Source organism: Ketogulonicigenium robustum, from assembly GCF_002117445.1.
GTDB classification, from domain to species: Bacteria; Pseudomonadota; Alphaproteobacteria; order Rhodobacterales; family Rhodobacteraceae; genus Ketogulonicigenium; species Ketogulonicigenium robustum.
Genome location: NZ_CP019937.1, coordinates 106,538 through 124,468, shown reverse-complemented (window position 1 = coordinate 124,468; position 17,931 = coordinate 106,538). Strand labels below are relative to the sequence as shown.

Genomic DNA, 17,931 nt, shown 5'->3' with positions numbered 1-17,931 from the left:
GCCATGAGCACCGAAGTCCGTGTTCCGACGCTAGGCGAAAGCGTCACCGAAGCGACCGTGGCAACATGGTTCAAGAAACCCGGCGATGCTGTCGCCGTCGACGAGATGCTGTGCGAGCTGGAGACAGACAAGGTTACGGTCGAGGTTCCCTCGCCCGTTGCCGGCACCCTGTCCGAAGTGATCGCCGCCGAGGGTGAGACCGTCGGCGTGGGCGCATTGCTGGCGCATATCGCCGAAGGGGCCGCAGCCGCAAAGCCCGCCGCTGCGCCCGCACCCGAAAAGGCGCCCGAGGAAGCCAAAGAAGCCGAACCGGCCCCCAGTGCACCGAAGGGCGATGATGCGCCTTCGGCCCGCAAACTGATGGCCGAAAACAACATCGCCCCCGACAGCGTGACGGGCACCGGCCGCGATGGCCGCGTGATGAAGGGCGATGTGCTGGCCGCGCTGGTTGCGCAGACCAGCCCGTCGGCCCCTGCTGCCGCGCCTGCGCCCAAGCCCGCCGCCCCGCGCCAAGCCTCGGCCGAGGATGCCCCGCGCGAAGAGCGCGTGAAGATGAGCCGCCTGCGCCAGACCATCGCCCGTCGGCTGAAAGAGGCGCAGAACACAGCCGCCATGCTGACCACCTATAACGAGGTGGACATGACGGCCGTGATGGACCTGCGGAACCAGTACAAAGACCTGTTCGAGAAGAAACACGGCGTGAAGCTGGGCTTCATGTCGTTCTTCACCAAAGCCTGCGCCCACGCGCTGGCCGAAGTGCCCGAGGTGAACGCGGAAATCGACGGTGATAGCGTTATTTATAAGCGCTATGTCCACATGGGCGTGGCCGTCGGCACGCCGAACGGGCTGGTCGTGCCGGTCGTGCGCGACGCCGACAGCAAGTCCTTTGCGCAGATCGAAAAAGACATTGCCGGTTACGGGCGCAAAGCGCGCGAGGGCAAGCTCTCGATCGACGACATGCAAGGCGGCACCTTCACCATCTCGAACGGTGGGGTCTACGGGTCGCTGATGTCATCGCCGATTTTGAACCCGCCGCAATCTGGCATCTTGGGCATGCACAAAATCCAGGACCGCCCCGTTGCGATCAATGGCCAAGTCGTCATCCGCCCGATGATGTATCTGGCGCTGTCGTATGACCACCGCATTGTCGATGGCCAAGGGGCCGTGATCTTCCTTGTCCGTGTCAAGGAAGCGCTGGAAGACCCCCGCCGCCTGTTGATGGACCTGTAAACGCCGGAGCGTGCCATGACCCCTGAATTGATCGTCCTTGTCCTTGCGGCGCTATTGCAGGTGATCCAGATTCTGGGGTCGGGCATCCTGACGGCCCAAGCAGGGTTGTCGCAATGGAATGTCGGCCCCCGTGACACGACACCTGCCATGCCCCCCGTCCTGGGGCGCATGGCGCGGGTCGTCAACAACCACACCGAAGGGCTGATCCTGTTCGCGATCGCCGCGCTTGTCACTGCGCTGACGGGCCAAAGCACCGCGCTGACGGCCACGCTGGCGTGGCTCTATCTGGCGGCGCGTGTGCTTTACATTCCGGCCTATGCCTTTGGCTGGTCGCCATGGCGGTCGGCTATCTGGATGGTGGGCTTTGTTTCCACAATCGTCATGTTGCTTGCCACGTTGTTCTGAATGCCCGCAGCGGCCGCGGCTGCGGCACCTGCCCACTGCCTTAATAAGGAAATGCCATGTCCAGCTATGACCTGATCGTGATCGGCGCCGGCCCCGGGGGATATGTCTGTGCGATTCGCGCGGCCCAGTTAGGGCTGAAGACAGCCGTTATTGAGGGGCGCGAGACCTTGGGCGGCACCTGCCTGAATGTCGGCTGCATCCCGTCCAAGGCGCTGCTGCACGCGACGCATAACCTGCACGAGGCCGAGCATAACTTTGCCAAAATGGGGCTGGAAGGCGCGGCGCCGACCGTAAACTGGGCCCAGATGCAAGCTTACAAGGGCGACGTCGTCGGCCAGAACACCGGCGGCATCGAGTTCCTGTTCAAAAAGAACAAGATCACGTGGATAAAGGGCTGGGCCAGCATTCCTGCCGCGGGTCAGGTGCGCGTCGGCGACGAAACATATACCGCCAAGCATATCGTCATCGCATCGGGGTCCGAGCCTGCCAGCCTGCCCGGCCTGACGATTGACGAGAAAACCATCGTCAGCTCGACCGGCGCGCTGTCCTTGGACAAGATCCCTGCCCGTCTGGCTGTTATCGGCGCAGGTGTGATCGGGCTGGAACTGGGGTCGGTCTACGCGCGCCTTGGCAGCGAAGTGACGGTGATCGAATACCAAGACAAGATCACCCCCGGCATGGATGGCGACGTGCAGCGCACGCTGCAGCGCATCCTTTCCAAGCAGGGGCTGAAGTTCATCATGGGCGCCGCCGTGCAAGAGGCAACCGTCGATGAAACTGGCGCCACGCTGCGCTACAAGCTGAACAAGTCGGGCGAGGAGGCCACGCTGGCCGCCGACACCGTTCTGGTCGCCACCGGCCGCCGCCCCTATACGGACGGCCTCGGCCTTGCCGATTTGGGCGTAGCCATGACACCGCGCGGACAGATCCAGACCGACGGGCATTACGCCACCAACGTCGCGGGCATCTATGCCATCGGCGATGCGATCACCGGCCCGATGCTGGCGCACAAAGCCGAAGACGAAGGCATCGCCATTGCCGAAATTCTAGCGGGCCAAGCGGGCCATGTGAATTACGACATCATCCCCGGCGTGATCTACACCACCCCCGAAGTTGCCAGCGTCGGCGCGACCGAGGAAGCCCTGAAAGAATCGGGCCGCCCCTATAAAGTCGGCAAGTTCAGCTTCATGGGCAACGCCCGCGCAAAGGCGGTTTTCCAAGGCGAGGGCTTCGTCAAGCTGCTGGCCGACAAGGAAACCGACCGTATTCTGGGCGTTCACATCATCGGCCCTGCCGCGGGCGATCTGGTCCACGAAATCTGCGTCGCGATGGAATTTGGCGCGGCGGCCGAGGATATCGCCCGCACCTGCCACGCCCACCCGACCTTCTCGGAAGCGGTGCGCGAGGCGGCACTTGCCTGCAACAGCGGCGCTATCCACGCCTGATAGCCCCCTGCAACGGGCAGAGATCCGCTTTCACGTGGATTTCTGCCCCCCTTGCGCCTATCATGGGATGTTAAGGTGTTGCGCTGAAACTGCGCGACAGCATTGCAGGTAGTCGCTCATGTTGGAATTTCAGGACGTCAGTAAGTCCTTTTGGACGGGAACGCAGCGCAAGGTCATTTTGAACCACGCCTCGTTTCGGGTCGATTTGGGGCGGTCGCTGGGCATTCTGGCGCCGAACGGCACCGGCAAAACCACCCTTATCAATATGATGGCGGGGCTGGAAAAGCCGGACGAAGGCAAAATCATCCGCGACTGCAAGATCTCGTTCCCGCTGGGCTTCATGGGCGGCGTGGTCAACCGGATATCGGGCAAGGAAAACGCCCGCTATATCGCCAATATTTACGGCCTCGACGATGATTATGTCGAAGCTTTCGCGCGGTGGCTGGCGGGCCTAGGCGAATATTTCGACATGCCGGTCGGAACCTATAGCGCGGGGATGCGCGCGCGCCTGACCGTATCATTAATGCTGGCGCTGGATTTCGACATCTACCTGATCGACGAAGGCATGCCGACCACCACAGACGTGGAATTCAACCGCAAGGCTGGCGCGATCCTGCGTGAGCGTCTGGAAAAATCCACTGTGATTATCGTATCGCACCAAGCAAACACGTTGGAAAGATTCGTCGATCGTGCTGCTGTTTTGCGTGACGGCACGCTACACATGTTTGAAACGCTGGAAGAGGCGAAACAACTTTATGACTATACCGCCTAAAGTCCGCCGGTTTCGCCCGCGCCCCGAGGCTGACCTGAACAGCCAAGACCCCAGCCAAGCGCAATCGTCGGCCACGGCCGACACGCAGGGCGATGCGCCTGCAGCTGCCCCCTCGCAAGACCCCAATGTGATCGCGACCGAGGGACTGACCCCGCGCCAACTGCGCACGGCGCGCAGGCTGGCCCAGCGGCACGGGCTGACCTTTACGTCCGACTTTGACGCCGTGGCACAGCTGCGCGCGCGGGGCGTCGACCCGTTCGGCGGCAACAGCCTGCTGGATATCATCCCTGATGATGGCCAAGGGCAAAACGCACCCTCGCCCATTACCGAAGGCTTGCCGGCCAAGCGCGCGACGACAGAACCCGCCCGCACAGTCGGCAACGTACGCCCGACGTCAGCCCCCGGCCCCATGCTGGACATGGCCGCCGACCGCAGCCAAGAGATTTTGGCCCTGCAGCGCGACATCGCCCGCCGCCGCCGCCGCAAGCTAGGGCTGTTGATAGCGCGCCTTAGCTTCTTTGTACTGCTGCCGACCTTTATTGCGGGCTGGTATTTCTATGTGATTGCAACGCCGATGTACGCGACGGAATCGGAATTTTCGATCGATCAGCCTGTCTCGGCCGTCAATGCCAGCGTGGGAAGCGGCTCGTCCCTAGTCTCGGCCTCGGTCACGGGGATCATCCAAGACAGCGTGACGGTGCAGTCCTATCTGACATCGCGCACGGCGATGATGCGGCTGGACGAAGACTTGGGCTTCCGCACACACTTCAGCCAAGACTGGATCGACCCGCTGCAACGGCTGCCCAACGATGCCGCCTACGAGGACGCCTACAAGATATTCGAGCGGAACGTAAAAGTCGGTTTCGACCCGACCGAAGGCATCCTGCGGATGGAGGTGATCGCCGCCGACCCCGAGACCAGCGAGGCCTTTGCAAAGGCGCTGGTCGGCTATGCGGAAGAACAGATCGACCGCCTGACCTTACGCCTGCGCGAAGCGCAGATGGCCGATGCCGAACAAAGCTACCAAAACGCCGAACAGCGCAGGACCGACGCGCTCAACGCATGGCTGGCCATTCAGCAAGACGTGCAGCAGGTCGACCCATCCAGTGAGACAATGGTCAAGATGAACCAGATCGCCGCGCTGGAGGCTGAAAAGCAGCAACTGCAAATCACGCTGCGTAGCCTGGAGGTTGCGGCGCGCCCAGTCGAATCGCAGCTAGAGCAGTTGCGCCTGCGGATCAACACCATCGAAGGCCTGACCGGCGAGATTCGTGCCTCGCTGACCGCGCCGGAAAACACGTCCTCGCAGGCCAGCAAGAATACCGAGCTACGCATCGCCGAGGAAAACTACAACTTCCAGGTCGATCTTGTCCGCCAAGCGCTGGCGCAGATGGAGGCCTCGCGTCTGGAAGCAGCACGGCAGGTGCGCTATATCAAGATGGGTGTCGAGCCCGTCGCCCCCGATAAGCCCACCTATCCGCGCGCGTTCGAGAATACGATCGTCGCGCTGTTGGTCTTCGCCGGCATCTATCTGATGCTGTCGATCACGGCCTCGGTTCTGCGCGAACAAGTCTCGTCCTGATCATACGGGCGGCGCCAACGGCCCGCCCACCCCCAAGGAGAATACCATGCAGGAAGTCGCCATTGGCCGCCTGAGCGTCGGCAACGACCGCCCGCTGACCCTGATTGCAGGGCCCTGCCAGCTGGAATCGGCAGACCACGCCCAGATGATCGCCGGTACGCTGGCCGAAATCTGCGCCCGCGTGGGCGCGCAGTTCATCTTCAAGGGCAGCTACGACAAGGCCAACCGCACATCGCTGGGCGGGCGGCGCGGCGTCGGGATGGATACCGGCCTGAAAATTCTGGAAGGCGTGCGCAATTCAATCGGCTGCCCTGTGCTGACCGACATCCACGAACGGGCCCACTGTGCGCCGGTCGCCATGGCTGTAGACGTGCTGCAGATTCCCGCATTTCTGTGCCGCCAGACCGACCTTCTGCTGGCCGCAGGCGAAACGGGCGCTGCGATCAACATCAAAAAGGGCCAGTTCTTGGCCCCTTGGGACATGGCAAACGTCGCCGAAAAGGTCGCCTCGACCGGCAACAACCGCATCTTGCTGACCGAGCGTGGCGTCTCGTTCGGGTATAACACGCTGGTGACCGATATGCGCGCCCTGCCCATCATGGGCCGCACCGGCTACCCCGTTGTGATGGATGCCACCCATTCGGTGCAACAACCCGGCGGGCAGGGCAACTCATCGGGCGGGCAGCGCGAATTCGCGCCTGTTATGGCGCGCACGGCCGTCAGCTTGGGTATTTCTGCCGTCTTCATCGAAACTCATGAAGACCCGGACAACGCCCCGTCGGATGGGCCGAACATGATCTATCTGGATCAGATGGATCGCGTCATGACATCGCTGATGAAATTCGACGCGCTGGCCAAAGAAGACCCGATGCGCGTTTGACATGCGGCGGGGCACGGCGCGGGCCAATACGCGCCGCGCCCCGAAAAGGTGATTTTGACGTCATTGCGAAAGATGACGCCAAGGCACGGGGGCAAAGCTGAAAAATGGGGCTTGAACACCGCCCCAAGGATCAGTAGACACCGCCTCACGGTTGGGGTATCGCCAAGTGGTAAGGCAGCGGTTTTTGGTACCGCCATTCCCAGGTTCGAATCCTGGTACCCCAGCCAATTTTCCAAACAGAACCAGACGCAAGACGCAGTGCATAGCTGCGGCCCAAGTCGTTTGATCAAAGTTCAATTTGGATTCAGTGGCGGCGTAGTTAACGGCGACGCAGGCGGATGATTACATCCACGGCCGAGATTTCGGCCCCGGCGGGGGCTTGCGGCAGACGGCAGATTTCCAGCTGGTCGGCAGGCGCATCGCTAAGCGTGGCCGTATCTTCCCAATAGAAATGCGGGTGATCGTCCAGCCGAGTGTCGAAATACCCTTTCGAGCCATCAACGATGATTTCCCGCAGCAGCCCCGCCTCGCAGAAGGCGCGCAGGGTGTTGTAAACGGTGGCTAGCGACACTTGCTCACCCGCAGCGGTCACAGCCTCGAACAGGCTTTCGGCAGTGACGTGGCGGTCAAGCCCGTCACCGACAAGATGGTTCGCCAACGCAACGCGCTGGCGTGTCGGCCGCAGACCTACGCCATTCAACCATGTCACACTGCGTTGCGCGTAAGCTTCCAGCGTGTCCGAAAGGGGTTTTGCCGTATCCATCACCTTATTATGTGGGAAATGCCGCAGCACCGCAATGCGAATCGCCGCGCCCCCATCCGCCCCGCGCCGCAAATTCGCGCGAGGCACCCTTAATCACGTAGCGCCCTTCCCCTATATCTGCCCCGTCCGCCTTCGCGACGTCCCGTTGCGCTTGCCCTGAATAACCACGGGATGTTAGACGGACGCCAACTGAACGCAGACATGGATATGCCCCTTCGATGACCAGCTACCCGACGCACTTCGACAAAGATGACCTCCTTGCCTGTGCGCGAGGCGAGCTGTTCGGACCTGGCAATGCACAGTTGCCGATGCCGCCCATGCTGATGATGGATCGCATCACCGACATCTCTGCCGATGGCGGGCTGCATGGCAAAGGCCATGTTGTTGCCGAATTCGATATCTCGCCGGACCTGTGGTTCTTTGCCTGCCACTTCCCCGGCAATCCGGTTATGCCCGGCTGCCTTGGCCTTGACGGCCTGTGGCAGTTGACCGGCTTCAATCTGGGCTGGCGCGGCTGGCAAGGCCAAGGTTTTGCCCTGGGCGTCGGCGAAGTAAACCTGAAGGGCATGGTACGGCCCGACCGCAAAATGATCCGCTACTTCGTCGATTTCACCCGCGTGATCGACCGCAAGCTGAAGATGGGCGTGGCCGATGGCCGCGTCGAGGCTGACGGCGAGCTGATTTACACCGTCAAAGACATGAAGGTTGGTCTTGCAGCGCCCGTCGCTGAATAAGCCACCTGAAAGGAGAATGGCCATGCGCCGTGTTGTCGTTACGGGTCTGGGGATCGTCTCCTCGATCGGGAACAATGCTGATGAGGTTACCGCCGCGTTGAAGGCGGGCAAGTCGGGCATTACTGCGAACGAACAAATGAAAGAATACGGCTTCCGCTCGCAGATCGCGGGTGATGTGAAGCTGAACGTCGCCGATCATATCGAAAAGCGCACGCTGCGCTTTATGGGCCCGGGCGCGGCCTATGCATGGATTGCCATGTCGCAAGCCATCGAAGACGCCGGTCTGACCGAGGCCGAAATTTCGAACGAGCGAACAGGCCTGATCGCCGGTTCGGGCGGCCCGTCGACATCGAACCTGTTTGCCGCGCATCAAACCGTACTGAACAGCGGCAGCCCGAAGCGCGTCGGCCCGCTGATGGTGCCGCGCGGCATGTCCTCGACCGTGTCGGCGAACCTGTCGACCGCGTTCAAGATCAAAGGCATCAACTACTCGATCACTTCGGCCTGCTCGACGTCGCTGCACTGCATCGGCGCGGCGGCGGAACAGATCCAATTCGGCAAGCAAGACGTGATGTTCGCCGGCGGCGGCGAGGAACTGGACTGGACCCTGTCCTGCCTGTTCGACGGCATGGGCGCCATGTCGTCCAAGTACAACGACACGCCCGAACTCGCCTCGCGCGCGTTCGATGCGGGCCGTGACGGCTTCGTCATCTCGGCCGGCGGCGCAATCGTCGTGCTGGAAGAACTGGAGCACGCGCTGGCCCGCGGGGCCAAGATTTATGCGGAAGTGACCGGATTTGCCGCCACATCTGATGGCCACGACATGGTTGCCCCCTCGGGCGAGGGTGGCGAGCGCGCGATGCGTCTGGCCCTCAGCACCCTGCCCGATGGCCGCACCGTCAGCTACATCAACGCGCACGGCACATCGACACCCGTCGGTGACGTGGGCGAGGTTGAGGCCGTCCGCCGCGTGTTCGGCGAGGCTCATCCGGTGATTTCCTCGACCAAATCGATGACCGGCCACAGCCAAGGCGCAACCGGCGCGCACGAGGCCGTCTACTGCCTGCTGATGCTGCGCGACGATTTCATTGCGCCTTCGATCAACATCGAAACGCTGGACGCCGCCCTGAAGCCTACCGAGATCGCCGCGACGACAGTCCTTGACGCGGGCCTTGATACTGTGATGACAAACAGCTTCGGCTTTGGCGGAACCAACGGCTCGATGCTGCTGTCCCGCTTTGTGAAATAAGGAACAGCGGCATGACACTCGATCTGAAAGGCAAGCGCGGCCTCGTGATGGGCGTTGCGAACGACCACTCGATCGCATGGGGTATCGCCAAGGCGATGCACGAGGCAGGGGCGGAACTGGCGTTCACCTACCAAGGCGAGGCCTTCGGCAAGCGGCTGAAGCCCCTTGCCGCCTCGGTCGGGTCGGACTTCATGGTCGACGTCGATGTGACGAACGACGAATCGCTGGATCTGGCGTTTGAAATGCTGGCCGAGCGCTGGGGCACGATCGACTTTCTGGTCCACGCCATCGCTTATTCCAACAAAGACGAGCTGACCGGCCGCTTCATCAACACCACGCGCGAGAACTTCAAAACCTCGATGGTGATTTCGGTCTATTCGCTGATCGAAGTCGCCCGCCGCGCCCGCCCGTTGATGCCGAACGGCGGCACAATCCTGACGCTGACCTATCAGGGCTCGAACCGCGTGACGCCGAACTACAACGTCATGGGTGTGGCCAAGGCCGGTCTGGAAAGCGCTGTGCGCTACTTGGCCAACGATCTGGGCCCCGAAGGCATCCGCGTGAACGCCATCTCGCCCGGGCCGATGAAGACGCTGGCAGGTTCGGCCATCGGCGGAGCGCGCACCACGCTGCGCCACACCGAACAGAACTCGCCCCTGCGCGCGAATGCAACGCTCGAGGCGATCGGCGGCACCGCTGTTTGGCTGGCCTCCGACGGCGGGGTTTGCACAACGGGTGAAATCGTCCGCGTCGACGGCGGTTACCACGTTTTGGGTATGCCCCAACAAGAAAACCTGTAAGCTTCAAGGGCGCCACGCGGCGCCCTTTTTGTTGCAGGGAAGACCATGAACACCGAACTGATCGACGCCGCTTGGGATCGCGTGCAGGGCCATGTGCGCCGCACGCCGCTGCTGAATCACCCCGCCCTGGACGCAATCGCAGGGCGCCGCCTGCTGGTGAAGGCCGAATGCCTGCAACTGACGGGGTCGTTCAAGGCCCGCGGCGCATGGGCAGCGGTATCGGCCCTGCCCGCCGGCACCACCGGCGTCATCGCGTATTCGTCGGGCAACCACGCACAAGGCGTGGCCCGCGCCGCAGCCGCGCACGGCCTGCCCGCCGTCATCATCATGCCTGCCGACGCCCCGATAGCCAAGATCGAGGGAACGCGCGCCTTGGGCGGCGAAGTGGTTCTGTATAACCGCGAGACAGAGGACCGCGACGCGATCGGCACGGAAATCGCCGCAGCGCGCGGGCTGGCGTTGATCAAACCCTATGACGATCCGCAGGTGATTGCGGGGCAAGCCTCGGTCGGGATCGAGATTGCGGACGAGCTGGGCGATATTGCCGCCGAAGTTGTCGTCCCCTGTGGGGGTGGCGGCCTGACGGCTGGGATTGCGCTGGCACTGGCGCAGCGCGCCCCGCACATGCGTGTCCGCCCCGCCGAGCCCGAGGGCTTCGACGACACCGCCCGTTCGCTGGCCAAAGGGGTGATCACACGAAACGCCCGCCTTGGTGGGTCGATTTGCGATGCCATCGTCACCCCGCAACCGGGCGATCTGACGTTCCCCATCTTGCAGGCCCATTGCCTATCTGGCCTGACCGTCACCGAAGATCAGGTTTTGCAGACGATGGCGCTGGCCCTGCGCCACATGAAAATCGTAATCGAACCGGGCGGCGCTGTGGCGCTGGCGGCGGCGCTATTCCAGCCGCAGGCCTTTGGCAGCGATACTGTGGTCGCCGTCGCATCGGGCGGCAACGTCGATCCCGGCCTTTTGGCCCGGGCCATTGACCTGATGTAAAGTTAACTTGGTGTAAACCAGACTAAAAAAGTCGGGCGCGGGTGTCGCAGTGCAATGTCGCACCCCCTGGCCTATATTTGTCTCAACGCAGCGAGCAACGCAGTCCACGGCAGCCACCGCCACCCAGGACAACGAAGCCAGCCACATCTCCCTGATCTCTAGCACGCCAGGTAGGCCGCCACCTTTCGGTAGCAACCGCCCCAGCCGCGCGAGACCCTAGATCAGGCCTTCGCGCGTGAACAATTCTTGTAGATCTGTTTCAGGGCGTGCCCCGAAATGGCTGATCGCTTCGGCAGCTACAACGCACCCCATGCGGCCACAGTCTTGCAAGCTACGCCCGTTCCACAGACCAAACAGGAAGCCAGCTGCGAAAGCATCGCCAGCCCCCGTCGCGTCTACCGGCGTCACCGGGTTAACCGGCACTTCCACGCGTTCATCGCCGCGCAGCAGCACAACATCGCCACCGCCGCGCGTGCAGACAGCCAGCTTCACCTCGCGCGCGGCGCGCTGCAGGGCGTTTTCCAGATCACATTGATACAACGACATCCATTCGTGCTCGTTCCCCAGCACGTAATCCAGCTGGCGCGCGATTCGCTGGAAGTCACCCCGATGCCGGTCGGCACAGAATGGGTCGGACAGCGCGATCCCCGCGCGGCCACCGGCGGCCTGACATAGACGGGCGGCTTCTTCCAGCGCGGCTTTGCCCTTGGGCTTGTCGTAAAGATAGCCTTCCAAATAGGTCAGGTCGCAGTCTTCCAGCACGGCCTTGTTCAGATCGTCGGGGCCAAGCTCGGACGAGATGCCAAGGTAAGTATTCATCGACCGCTCGCCATCGGGCGAGACGAAGATCATGCAGCGCGAGGTCGGCAGATCACCGGCAGCAACGGGCGAATTCACGAAATCCGTGCCCATTTCATTCATCGCATCGGCGTAGAAACGGCCCAGAATATCGTCATGGACGCGGCCCACAAAGGCGGTGTTCAGCCCCAGATTGCCAAGACCGGCCATCGTATTGGCAACACTGCCGCCCGGCACCTGCACGCGGCCCTGCATGGCGGAATACAGCAGCTCGGCGCGGTCACGCTCGATCAGCTGCATGATGCCCTTCTCGATCCCCATCATTTCCAGAAAGGTATCATCCGACTGGGTCAGCACATCCACGATGGCATTTCCGAGGCCGACGGCAGCATAGGTTTTCATTGTGTCTTGTCCTCGTAAAGGCAGAGGTCTGCAATGTGGCAGGCCTGACATTTGGGTTTTCGCGCGACGCAGATATAGCGCCCGTGCAGAATCAGCCAGTGGTGCGCGTGTTGTTGGTATTCGGCGGGGACATTATCCTCGATTGCGCGCTCAACTGCGACCACATCTTTGCCAGGGCAGATGCCGCTGCGGTTGCCGATGCGAAAGATGTGGGTGTCGACCGCCTGCGCGGGAAAGCCCCACCAGATGTTCAGCACCACATTCGCCGTCTTGCGTCCCACCCCCGGCAGCGACGACAGCGCCGCGCGCGAACTGGGCACCAAGCCGCCGTAATCATCCACCAAGATCTGGCTCAGCCGCATGACGTTTTTGGCTTTGTTGCGATACAGGCCAATCGTCTTGATATGTTCGATCACGCGGTCCTCGCCCAGATCGAGCATCTTCTGCGGGGTATCTGCGATCTCGAACAAGGCCTTGGTCGCGCGGTTGACCCCCACGTCGGTCGCCTGCGCCGACAGCGCAACGGCAACCAACAGCGTATAGGCGTTGGTAAAGTGCAACTCGCCCTTTGGTGCAGGCTCGGACGCCTGAAATCGCGAGAAGACCTCTCGCATCTGCATATAATTAAGTTGTGCGACCATAGCCCCTTTTGCCGCGCTGCGCGGCAACACACAAGCCGCTGTCCTGCCTATGCGCAGGAAACGGGTCGCCAAAGCTGGTCGGCATGCCTAACTTTGCACCATGGAATACGAACAGACCTATCATTACCGCCTGATTGCCCGCGCCATCGCGCAAATTGCGGCATCCGGCCCCGAGCTGTCACTGAACGCGCTGGCGCGCGAGATGGACCTGTCGCCCGCGCATTTGCAGCGGGTTTTCACCCAGTGGGCGGGCATTTCGCCCAAGAAATACCAGCAATTCCTGACCGCCGATGTGGCGCGCACGCTGCTGGCGCAGCGCCATAGCACGCTGGATAGCGCCTTGGGCGCAGGGCTATCGGGCGGCGGGCGCTTGCACGACCTGATCGTGCAATGGGAAGGCATGACCCCCGGCACCTATGCTGCGAAGGGGGCGGGGCTGACCATCCGGCACGGCGTTTGTGACACGCCCTTCGGCCGCGCCGTAGCCATGGCCAGCGCGCACGGCCTGTGCGCCATCGGCTTCACCAGCCATCAGCCAGCGGATCTGACGCGCCAAGACCTGCAGCGCCGCTGGCCGGCAGCCACCTTCGAACCAGACGACGGCCGCCTGCAAGATCTGGTCACCGCCGCATTCGCGGGCGATGCCAGCGCCCTGCACCTGATGGGCGCGCCTTTTCAGGTCAAGGTCTGGCAAGCACTACTCGAGATCCCAGAGGGCGCGGTGACCACCTATGGCGACATCGCGCGGCACATTGGCCACCCGGGTGCCGTTCGCGCGGTCGGCACTGCCGTCGGGCGCAACCCGATTGCCTATTTGATCCCCTGCCACCGCGTATTGCGCCGCGATGGCGGTATGGGCGGTTACCACTGGGGCGTGGAAAGCAAGCGCCAAATTCTGGCACTCGAGGCCGCGCGCACAGATCCGCCGGTCAGCGACGGAGTTATTGGATAGCGCGCACAACTCTGGCATAATATCGGCGATTGGTGGCCGAATTGGCCACCCTCAGTAAGAGGCGGATTCGCTATGACCTTTTCGAAACTCTCGCTCGGCGTCGCGGCAGCTTCCATGCTGGCCTTGGCCGCATGCCAAGCCCCGCTGCCGGGGCAAACCAATGAAAACACCCGCCAAGGCGCCATGGTCGGCGCCGGCCTCGGGGCTGTTGTCGGCGCGCTGACCGGAAATGATGCAAATGACCGCTGGCGCAATGCGGCCGTTGGCGCGGCTGTCGGTGGCGGCCTCGGCGCTGTCGGCGGTGCATCGCTGGACCGTCAAGAGGCTGAGCTGCGCCAGTCGCTCGGCTCGAACGTCGGCATCGTCAACAACGGCCAAAACCTGACCGTGACGATGCCGCAAGACGTCCTGTTCGGCGTCGATTCGACCGCCGTTTCGGTGCAGTCGCAAACCGACCTGCGCACCGTCGCATCGTCGCTGAACCGTTACCCGAACACTTCGATCAGCGTCATCGGCCACACCGACAGCACAGGTAGCGCCAGCTACAACCAAGACCTGTCGGTCCGCCGTGCGCAATCGGTTGCATCGGTTCTGATTAACTCGGGCGTGACCTCGAACCGTATCTACACAGTCGGCCGCGGCGCGACCCAACCGGTTGCCACCAACGCAACGGCCGAAGGCCGCCAAGCCAACCGCCGCGTTGAAATCGTCATCACCCCGACGAACTAAGAGACACAGGGCCGCCCCTTGCATTCGGGGCGGCCCCCTTTATTCCCCCGCATACGTTTAGTGCCGATATGCATCCACCTGCGAGGGGCTACATGCCATTTGAAAAGATCCAGGCCGAGAAGCTGTCGCAATCGGTGGCGCGCCAGATCGAATTACTGATCCTGCGCGGCATTCTGCGCCCCGGCGAACGCCTACCGGCCGAGCGCGAACTGGCCGACCGTTTCGGCGTCTCGCGCCCGTCGCTGCGCGAGGCACTGGCTGAATTGCAGGGCCGCGGTCTGCTGGTCAGCCGTGCCAGCGCCGGTGTTTTCGTCGCAGATGTTCTGGGATCAGCCTTTTCGCCCGCTTTGGTGCAACTCTTCGCCTCGCATGACGAAGCGGTGTTCGACTATCTGACCTTTCGCAGCGACCTTGAGGGGCTGGCCGCCGAACGCGCCGCCTTGCACGCATCTGAAACCGACCTGATGGTGATTGGTGCGATTTTCCAGAAGATGGAAGCCGCTCATCTGAAGCGTAACCCCGCAGACGAGGCCGAGTTGGACGCCGATTTCCACCTGTCGATCATCGAAGCCAGCCATAATGTGGTGATGCTGCATATGATGCGATCGATGTTCCAGTTGCTACGCGAAGGGGTGTTTTATAATCGCCAAGCGATGTTCAAACAGCGCCCTATTCGAGAACAACTGTTAGAACAGCACCGCGCCATCAATTCCGCTCTGCAAGCCCGTGACCCAGATACCGCGCGCAAGGCGGTCGTCGATCATCTGGCTTTCGTGGAACGATCGCTGACCCATCAGCGCAAAGCCGATCGCAACGATGCTATCGCCCGCCAGCGGTTCCAACACGAAGTAACACGATAAAAAAAGCCCGCGTCACTGGTCGGTGACGCGGGCTTTCAATGATTACGGTGCCAGCTTAGTGCAGCTGTGCATCCACCGTCTTAATGGCGTCGTCGATCAGCTTGTTGCCTTTCGTCGCATCCATCTGACCTGCGATCACGTCGCGTGCAGCGGCAATAGCCACCGTCGCAGCGCGGTCGCGCACGTCTTTGATCGCGGCTTTTTGCGCGCTTTCGATCTGCTCTTCCGCAGCCGACAGGCGGCGTGCGACCGAGGTCTCGATCTCGGCACGCGCCTTGACAGCGGCGGCTTCGGCTTCGCGGCGGGCCGCTTCGACGATGCGGTCAGCTTGATCCTGCACATCTTTCTGCTTCTGCTCGTACGAGGCAAGCAGAGCAGCAGCTTCGTCACGCAACGCGCGCGCTTCGGCAAGTTGTGCACGGATCGTTTCGGCGCGCACGTCCAGCAAGCCTACGACGCGGGCGGGCACTTTGGCCCACAGCACGATGGCAACGAAGACGATGAAGCCCAGCAGAACAACGAAATCGGTGTTCCGCAGCGAGAAGAACGGGCCGGTTGCAGCCATGGCGGGCGTGAACGACGCGCCGACCATCAGTGCAGCAGTACCAAAAATCTTACGCATTGGTTCAGCCTTTCATCTTCGCATCGACCGCAGCCGACAGCGTTTCGCCTTCAGCACTCACGCCGAACAGGCCGACGATCTCGCCGACAGTGTCTTTCGCAACGCGGGTGATGCTGGTCACGGCCTGATCGCGAATATCGCCCAAGGCTTTCTCGCTTTCAGCAACTTTCACAGCAATCTGCGCATCCGCCTTGGCAAGTTCCGCCTTCAGATCGGCGTCGATTGCGGTGCGGGTTTGTTCGGCAATGCGACCCGATTCGGCGCGCGCATCGGCCAGTGCCTTTTGATAGGCAGCCTCGGCGGCGCGGGCTTTCTGGTTCAGCTCTTCCGCGGCGGACAGATCGTTACCGACCGTACCGGCGCGTTCAGCCAAAACGGAACCGATCCGCGGCAGCGCAATACGCGACAAGATGAAATAGATCGCGATAAGGCCAAGCAGCGTCCAGAAAATCAGGTTTCCGTAATACGCTGTGTTCAGCTGCGGCATGGCCGCTTCGGCGGCGGGATTGGCCATCTGGTCCTCCAACGGCTCTGCTTGCATCAAGGGGCACGCAGGGAAAAACCCTTACGCACCCCGAGGATGGGCCGACGAAAACGCGGCCCGGTCAGATCGAAATCAGACCGCGAACAGCAGCAGAAGTGCGACCAGGAACGAGAAGATGCCCAGAGCTTCTGCAAAGGCCATGCCGATGAACAGCGTAGCCGTTTGGCCGCCAGCAGCCGACGGGTTGCGCAGGGCGCCTGCCAGGTAGTTGCCGGCAACGTTGCCCACACCGATGGCTGCGCCAGCCATACCGATGCATGCCAGACCAGCGCCGATGTATTGGCCGAGTTGTGCGAGTTCCATGTTAAGCTCCTTCGCGGGAAAAATGGATATTTAGGTTTCGATTTGCGCTGCCTGCCCTTAGTGGGCGGGGTGCAGCGCGTCTTTCAGATAAACGCAGGTCAGGATCGTGAAGACGTAAGCCTGGATCACGGCAACCATGACCTCGAAGGCATACATCCCCGAGATTGCGATGATCGACACGGGGGCGATCAGCAGCGACGCGGCGAATGCGGCAAAAACTTTGATAACGGCGTGACCGGCCAGCAGGTTACCAGCAAGACGGATCGAGTGGCTGACGGGACGCACGAAGTACGAGATCACCTCGATCACGGCCAGCAGCGGGCGAATGGCCAGCGGTGCCGACTTGATCCAGAACAGCCCCAAGAAGCCTGCGCCGTTCTTCACAAACCCCAGAACCGTGACGAACACGAACACGATCAGCGCCAGAACGACCGTCACAGCAATGTGCGAGGTTGCCGAGAAGCTCATCGGGATCAGGGCAAGCGCGTTCGCGAACAGCACGAACAAGAACAAGGTCATGATCAGCGGGAAATATTTGACACCATCATGGCCCGCGACGTCTTCCACCATCTTGTGGATGAAGCCATAGGTCATCTCGGCGACCGATTGCAGGCGACCGGGGATCAGGTCACGCTTGCGCGCCCCGAACACCATCAGCAGCCAGACGCAAATCACGGCCAGAATGATCCACAGCGCAGCGTTGGTGAACGAGAATGTACCAACGTGCTGACCGAACAGGTTTTTCACCTCGAACTGGTCAAGCGGGTGGAATACGAAACCCGTTTCAGTGCTCTCGGCCACTCTCTTCACCCTTATCTTCGCTGGCCGCTTTGGCCTGCTGTTTCATCTGCACTTCATTGGCGGAACGGATCATTGTCCGCACACCAGCAACCAGGCCCAGGAACAAGAATATGATCATCAGGAACGGCTTGGTGCCGAACAGCGTGTCAAGGCCGTAGCCTATCGTCGCCCCGATCCCGATGCCGGCGACCATTTCGATCACCATGCGCCATGCCAGATCGGCCTGCGAAAAATCTCGATCCGGTCGAACCTGCGGCGCATCCCGTTTCCGAACCTCGCGAAGGCGGTCTTCAAGCGCCTGCAAGCGCTTCTTTTCACCATCACTATGGTCGGGGTCGGTCATGCCACGGGCCCTTCCTGTCTTGGGCTAGGTGCTAAGGGCTAGACCGCCCCGAGTCAACCCGACTCGCGCCATTAATT

At 61.9% G+C, this 17,931-nt stretch carries 21 protein-coding genes and 1 tRNA gene; 14 read left to right on the top strand and 8 right to left on the bottom strand.

Annotated elements, in window-relative coordinates:
* The first annotated feature begins 3 nt into the window (after nucleotides 1-3).
* From odhB to BVG79_RS00615, 7 genes are all read left to right on the top strand, one after another.
* The gene (gene odhB, locus BVG79_RS00645; protein ID WP_085785202.1) at nucleotides 4-1,230 is read left to right on the top strand and encodes a 2-oxoglutarate dehydrogenase complex dihydrolipoyllysine-residue succinyltransferase; all 1,227 of its coding nucleotides are present in this window, start codon (nucleotides 4-6) and stop codon (nucleotides 1,228-1,230) included.
* 15 nt (nucleotides 1,231-1,245) lie between these two features.
* Nucleotides 1,246-1,635 carry an MAPEG family protein gene (locus BVG79_RS00640; protein ID WP_085785201.1) on the top strand — a complete coding sequence of 130 codons (390 nt, stop codon included), beginning with the start codon at nucleotides 1,246-1,248 and terminating at the stop codon, nucleotides 1,633-1,635.
* A gap of 56 nt (nucleotides 1,636-1,691) precedes the next feature.
* Nucleotides 1,692-3,080 carry a dihydrolipoyl dehydrogenase gene (lpdA, locus tag BVG79_RS00635; protein WP_085785200.1) on the top strand — a complete coding sequence of 463 codons (1,389 nt, stop codon included), beginning with the start codon at nucleotides 1,692-1,694 and terminating at the stop codon, nucleotides 3,078-3,080.
* 118 nt (nucleotides 3,081-3,198) lie between these two features.
* Nucleotides 3,199-3,852 (top strand): ABC transporter ATP-binding protein, encoded by a 654-nt coding sequence (locus BVG79_RS00630; protein WP_085785199.1) that lies wholly within the window; start codon nucleotides 3,199-3,201, stop codon nucleotides 3,850-3,852.
* A complete protein-coding gene (locus BVG79_RS00625; RefSeq protein WP_085785198.1) occupies nucleotides 3,836-5,434 on the top strand; it encodes a KpsE/RkpR family capsule polysaccharide export protein in 1,599 nt (532 codons plus the stop codon). Before BVG79_RS00630 ends, BVG79_RS00625 begins: the two co-directional genes overlap by 17 nt.
* 46 nt (nucleotides 5,435-5,480) lie before the next feature.
* Nucleotides 5,481-6,314: a 3-deoxy-8-phosphooctulonate synthase gene (kdsA, locus tag BVG79_RS00620; RefSeq protein WP_085785197.1), complete on the top strand. Its 834-nt coding sequence runs from the start codon at nucleotides 5,481-5,483 to the stop codon at nucleotides 6,312-6,314.
* A gap of 152 nt (nucleotides 6,315-6,466) precedes the next feature.
* Nucleotides 6,467-6,541: transfer RNA gene (locus BVG79_RS00615), tRNA-Gln, on the top strand.
* 92 nt (nucleotides 6,542-6,633) lie between these two features.
* On the opposite strand, the gene irrA is transcribed toward BVG79_RS00615, so the two are convergent.
* Nucleotides 6,634-7,077: an iron response transcriptional regulator IrrA gene (irrA, locus tag BVG79_RS00610; RefSeq protein WP_085785196.1), complete on the bottom strand. Its 444-nt coding sequence runs from the start codon at nucleotides 7,075-7,077 to the stop codon at nucleotides 6,634-6,636.
* 218 nt (nucleotides 7,078-7,295) lie between these two features.
* On the opposite strand from irrA, the gene fabA reads away from it, so the two are divergent.
* From fabA to BVG79_RS00590, 4 genes are read left to right on the top strand one after another with little or no spacing between them, the layout of a single operon-like run.
* Nucleotides 7,296-7,811: a bifunctional 3-hydroxydecanoyl-ACP dehydratase/trans-2-decenoyl-ACP isomerase gene (gene fabA / locus BVG79_RS00605; RefSeq protein ID WP_085785195.1), complete on the top strand. Its 516-nt coding sequence runs from the start codon at nucleotides 7,296-7,298 to the stop codon at nucleotides 7,809-7,811.
* Nucleotides 7,812-7,833: 22 nt separating this feature from the next.
* The gene (fabB, locus tag BVG79_RS00600; protein ID WP_085787159.1) at nucleotides 7,834-9,060 is read left to right on the top strand and encodes a beta-ketoacyl-ACP synthase I; all 1,227 of its coding nucleotides are present in this window, start codon (nucleotides 7,834-7,836) and stop codon (nucleotides 9,058-9,060) included.
* Nucleotides 9,061-9,071: 11 nt separating this feature from the next.
* Nucleotides 9,072-9,860 carry an enoyl-ACP reductase FabI gene (locus BVG79_RS00595; protein WP_085785194.1) on the top strand — a complete coding sequence of 263 codons (789 nt, stop codon included), beginning with the start codon at nucleotides 9,072-9,074 and terminating at the stop codon, nucleotides 9,858-9,860.
* Between the two features lie 45 nt (nucleotides 9,861-9,905).
* Nucleotides 9,906-10,859, top strand: coding sequence for a threonine ammonia-lyase (locus tag BVG79_RS00590; RefSeq protein WP_085785193.1), 954 nt, complete (start codon nucleotides 9,906-9,908; stop codon nucleotides 10,857-10,859).
* Nucleotides 10,860-11,075: 216 nt separating this feature from the next.
* On the opposite strand, the gene BVG79_RS00585 is transcribed toward BVG79_RS00590, so the two are convergent.
* Nucleotides 11,076-12,059 (bottom strand): adenosine kinase, encoded by a 984-nt coding sequence (locus BVG79_RS00585; RefSeq protein WP_085785192.1) that lies wholly within the window; start codon nucleotides 12,057-12,059, stop codon nucleotides 11,076-11,078.
* Nucleotides 12,056-12,700 carry an endonuclease III gene (gene nth, locus BVG79_RS00580; protein ID WP_085785191.1) on the bottom strand — a complete coding sequence of 215 codons (645 nt, stop codon included), beginning with the start codon at nucleotides 12,698-12,700 and terminating at the stop codon, nucleotides 12,056-12,058. The genes BVG79_RS00585 and nth overlap by 4 nt, the downstream gene beginning before the upstream one ends.
* Before the next feature lie 100 nt (nucleotides 12,701-12,800).
* Here nth and BVG79_RS00575 point away from each other — a divergent pair, with 100 nt between their 5' ends.
* The 3 genes from BVG79_RS00575 (at nucleotide 12,801) to BVG79_RS00565 (ending at nucleotide 15,241) form a co-directional block, all read left to right on the top strand.
* Complete coding sequence (locus BVG79_RS00575) at nucleotides 12,801-13,652, top strand: methylated-DNA--[protein]-cysteine S-methyltransferase (protein ID WP_085785190.1); 852 nt, start codon at nucleotides 12,801-12,803, stop codon at nucleotides 13,650-13,652.
* Nucleotides 13,653-13,724: 72 nt separating this feature from the next.
* Nucleotides 13,725-14,381 (top strand): YiaD family glycine zipper/OmpA-like lipoprotein, encoded by a 657-nt coding sequence (locus BVG79_RS00570; protein ID WP_085785189.1) that lies wholly within the window; start codon nucleotides 13,725-13,727, stop codon nucleotides 14,379-14,381.
* A gap of 92 nt (nucleotides 14,382-14,473) precedes the next feature.
* A complete protein-coding gene (locus BVG79_RS00565) occupies nucleotides 14,474-15,241 on the top strand; it encodes an FCD domain-containing protein (protein ID WP_085785188.1) in 768 nt (255 codons plus the stop codon).
* 55 nt (nucleotides 15,242-15,296) lie between these two features.
* On the opposite strand, the gene BVG79_RS00560 is transcribed toward BVG79_RS00565, so the two are convergent.
* The 5 genes from BVG79_RS00560 to BVG79_RS00540 form a co-directional block, all read right to left on the bottom strand.
* Nucleotides 15,297-15,863, bottom strand: a complete 567-nt coding sequence (locus BVG79_RS00560; protein ID WP_085785187.1) for a F0F1 ATP synthase subunit B family protein — start codon at nucleotides 15,861-15,863, stop codon at nucleotides 15,297-15,299.
* 4 nt (nucleotides 15,864-15,867) lie between these two features.
* The gene (locus BVG79_RS00555) at nucleotides 15,868-16,377 is read right to left on the bottom strand and encodes a F0F1 ATP synthase subunit B' (RefSeq protein WP_236951380.1); all 510 of its coding nucleotides are present in this window, start codon (nucleotides 16,375-16,377) and stop codon (nucleotides 15,868-15,870) included.
* A 102-nt stretch (nucleotides 16,378-16,479) separates the two neighbouring features.
* A complete protein-coding gene (locus BVG79_RS00550; RefSeq protein ID WP_085785185.1) occupies nucleotides 16,480-16,710 on the bottom strand; it encodes a F0F1 ATP synthase subunit C in 231 nt (76 codons plus the stop codon).
* A gap of 57 nt (nucleotides 16,711-16,767) precedes the next feature.
* Nucleotides 16,768-17,511, bottom strand: a complete 744-nt coding sequence (locus tag BVG79_RS00545; RefSeq protein WP_085785184.1) for a F0F1 ATP synthase subunit A — start codon at nucleotides 17,509-17,511, stop codon at nucleotides 16,768-16,770.
* Nucleotides 17,495-17,854, bottom strand: coding sequence for an AtpZ/AtpI family protein (locus BVG79_RS00540; protein ID WP_085785183.1), 360 nt, complete (start codon nucleotides 17,852-17,854; stop codon nucleotides 17,495-17,497). The genes BVG79_RS00545 and BVG79_RS00540 overlap by 17 nt, the downstream gene beginning before the upstream one ends.
* Nucleotides 17,855-17,931 lie beyond the last annotated feature (77 nt).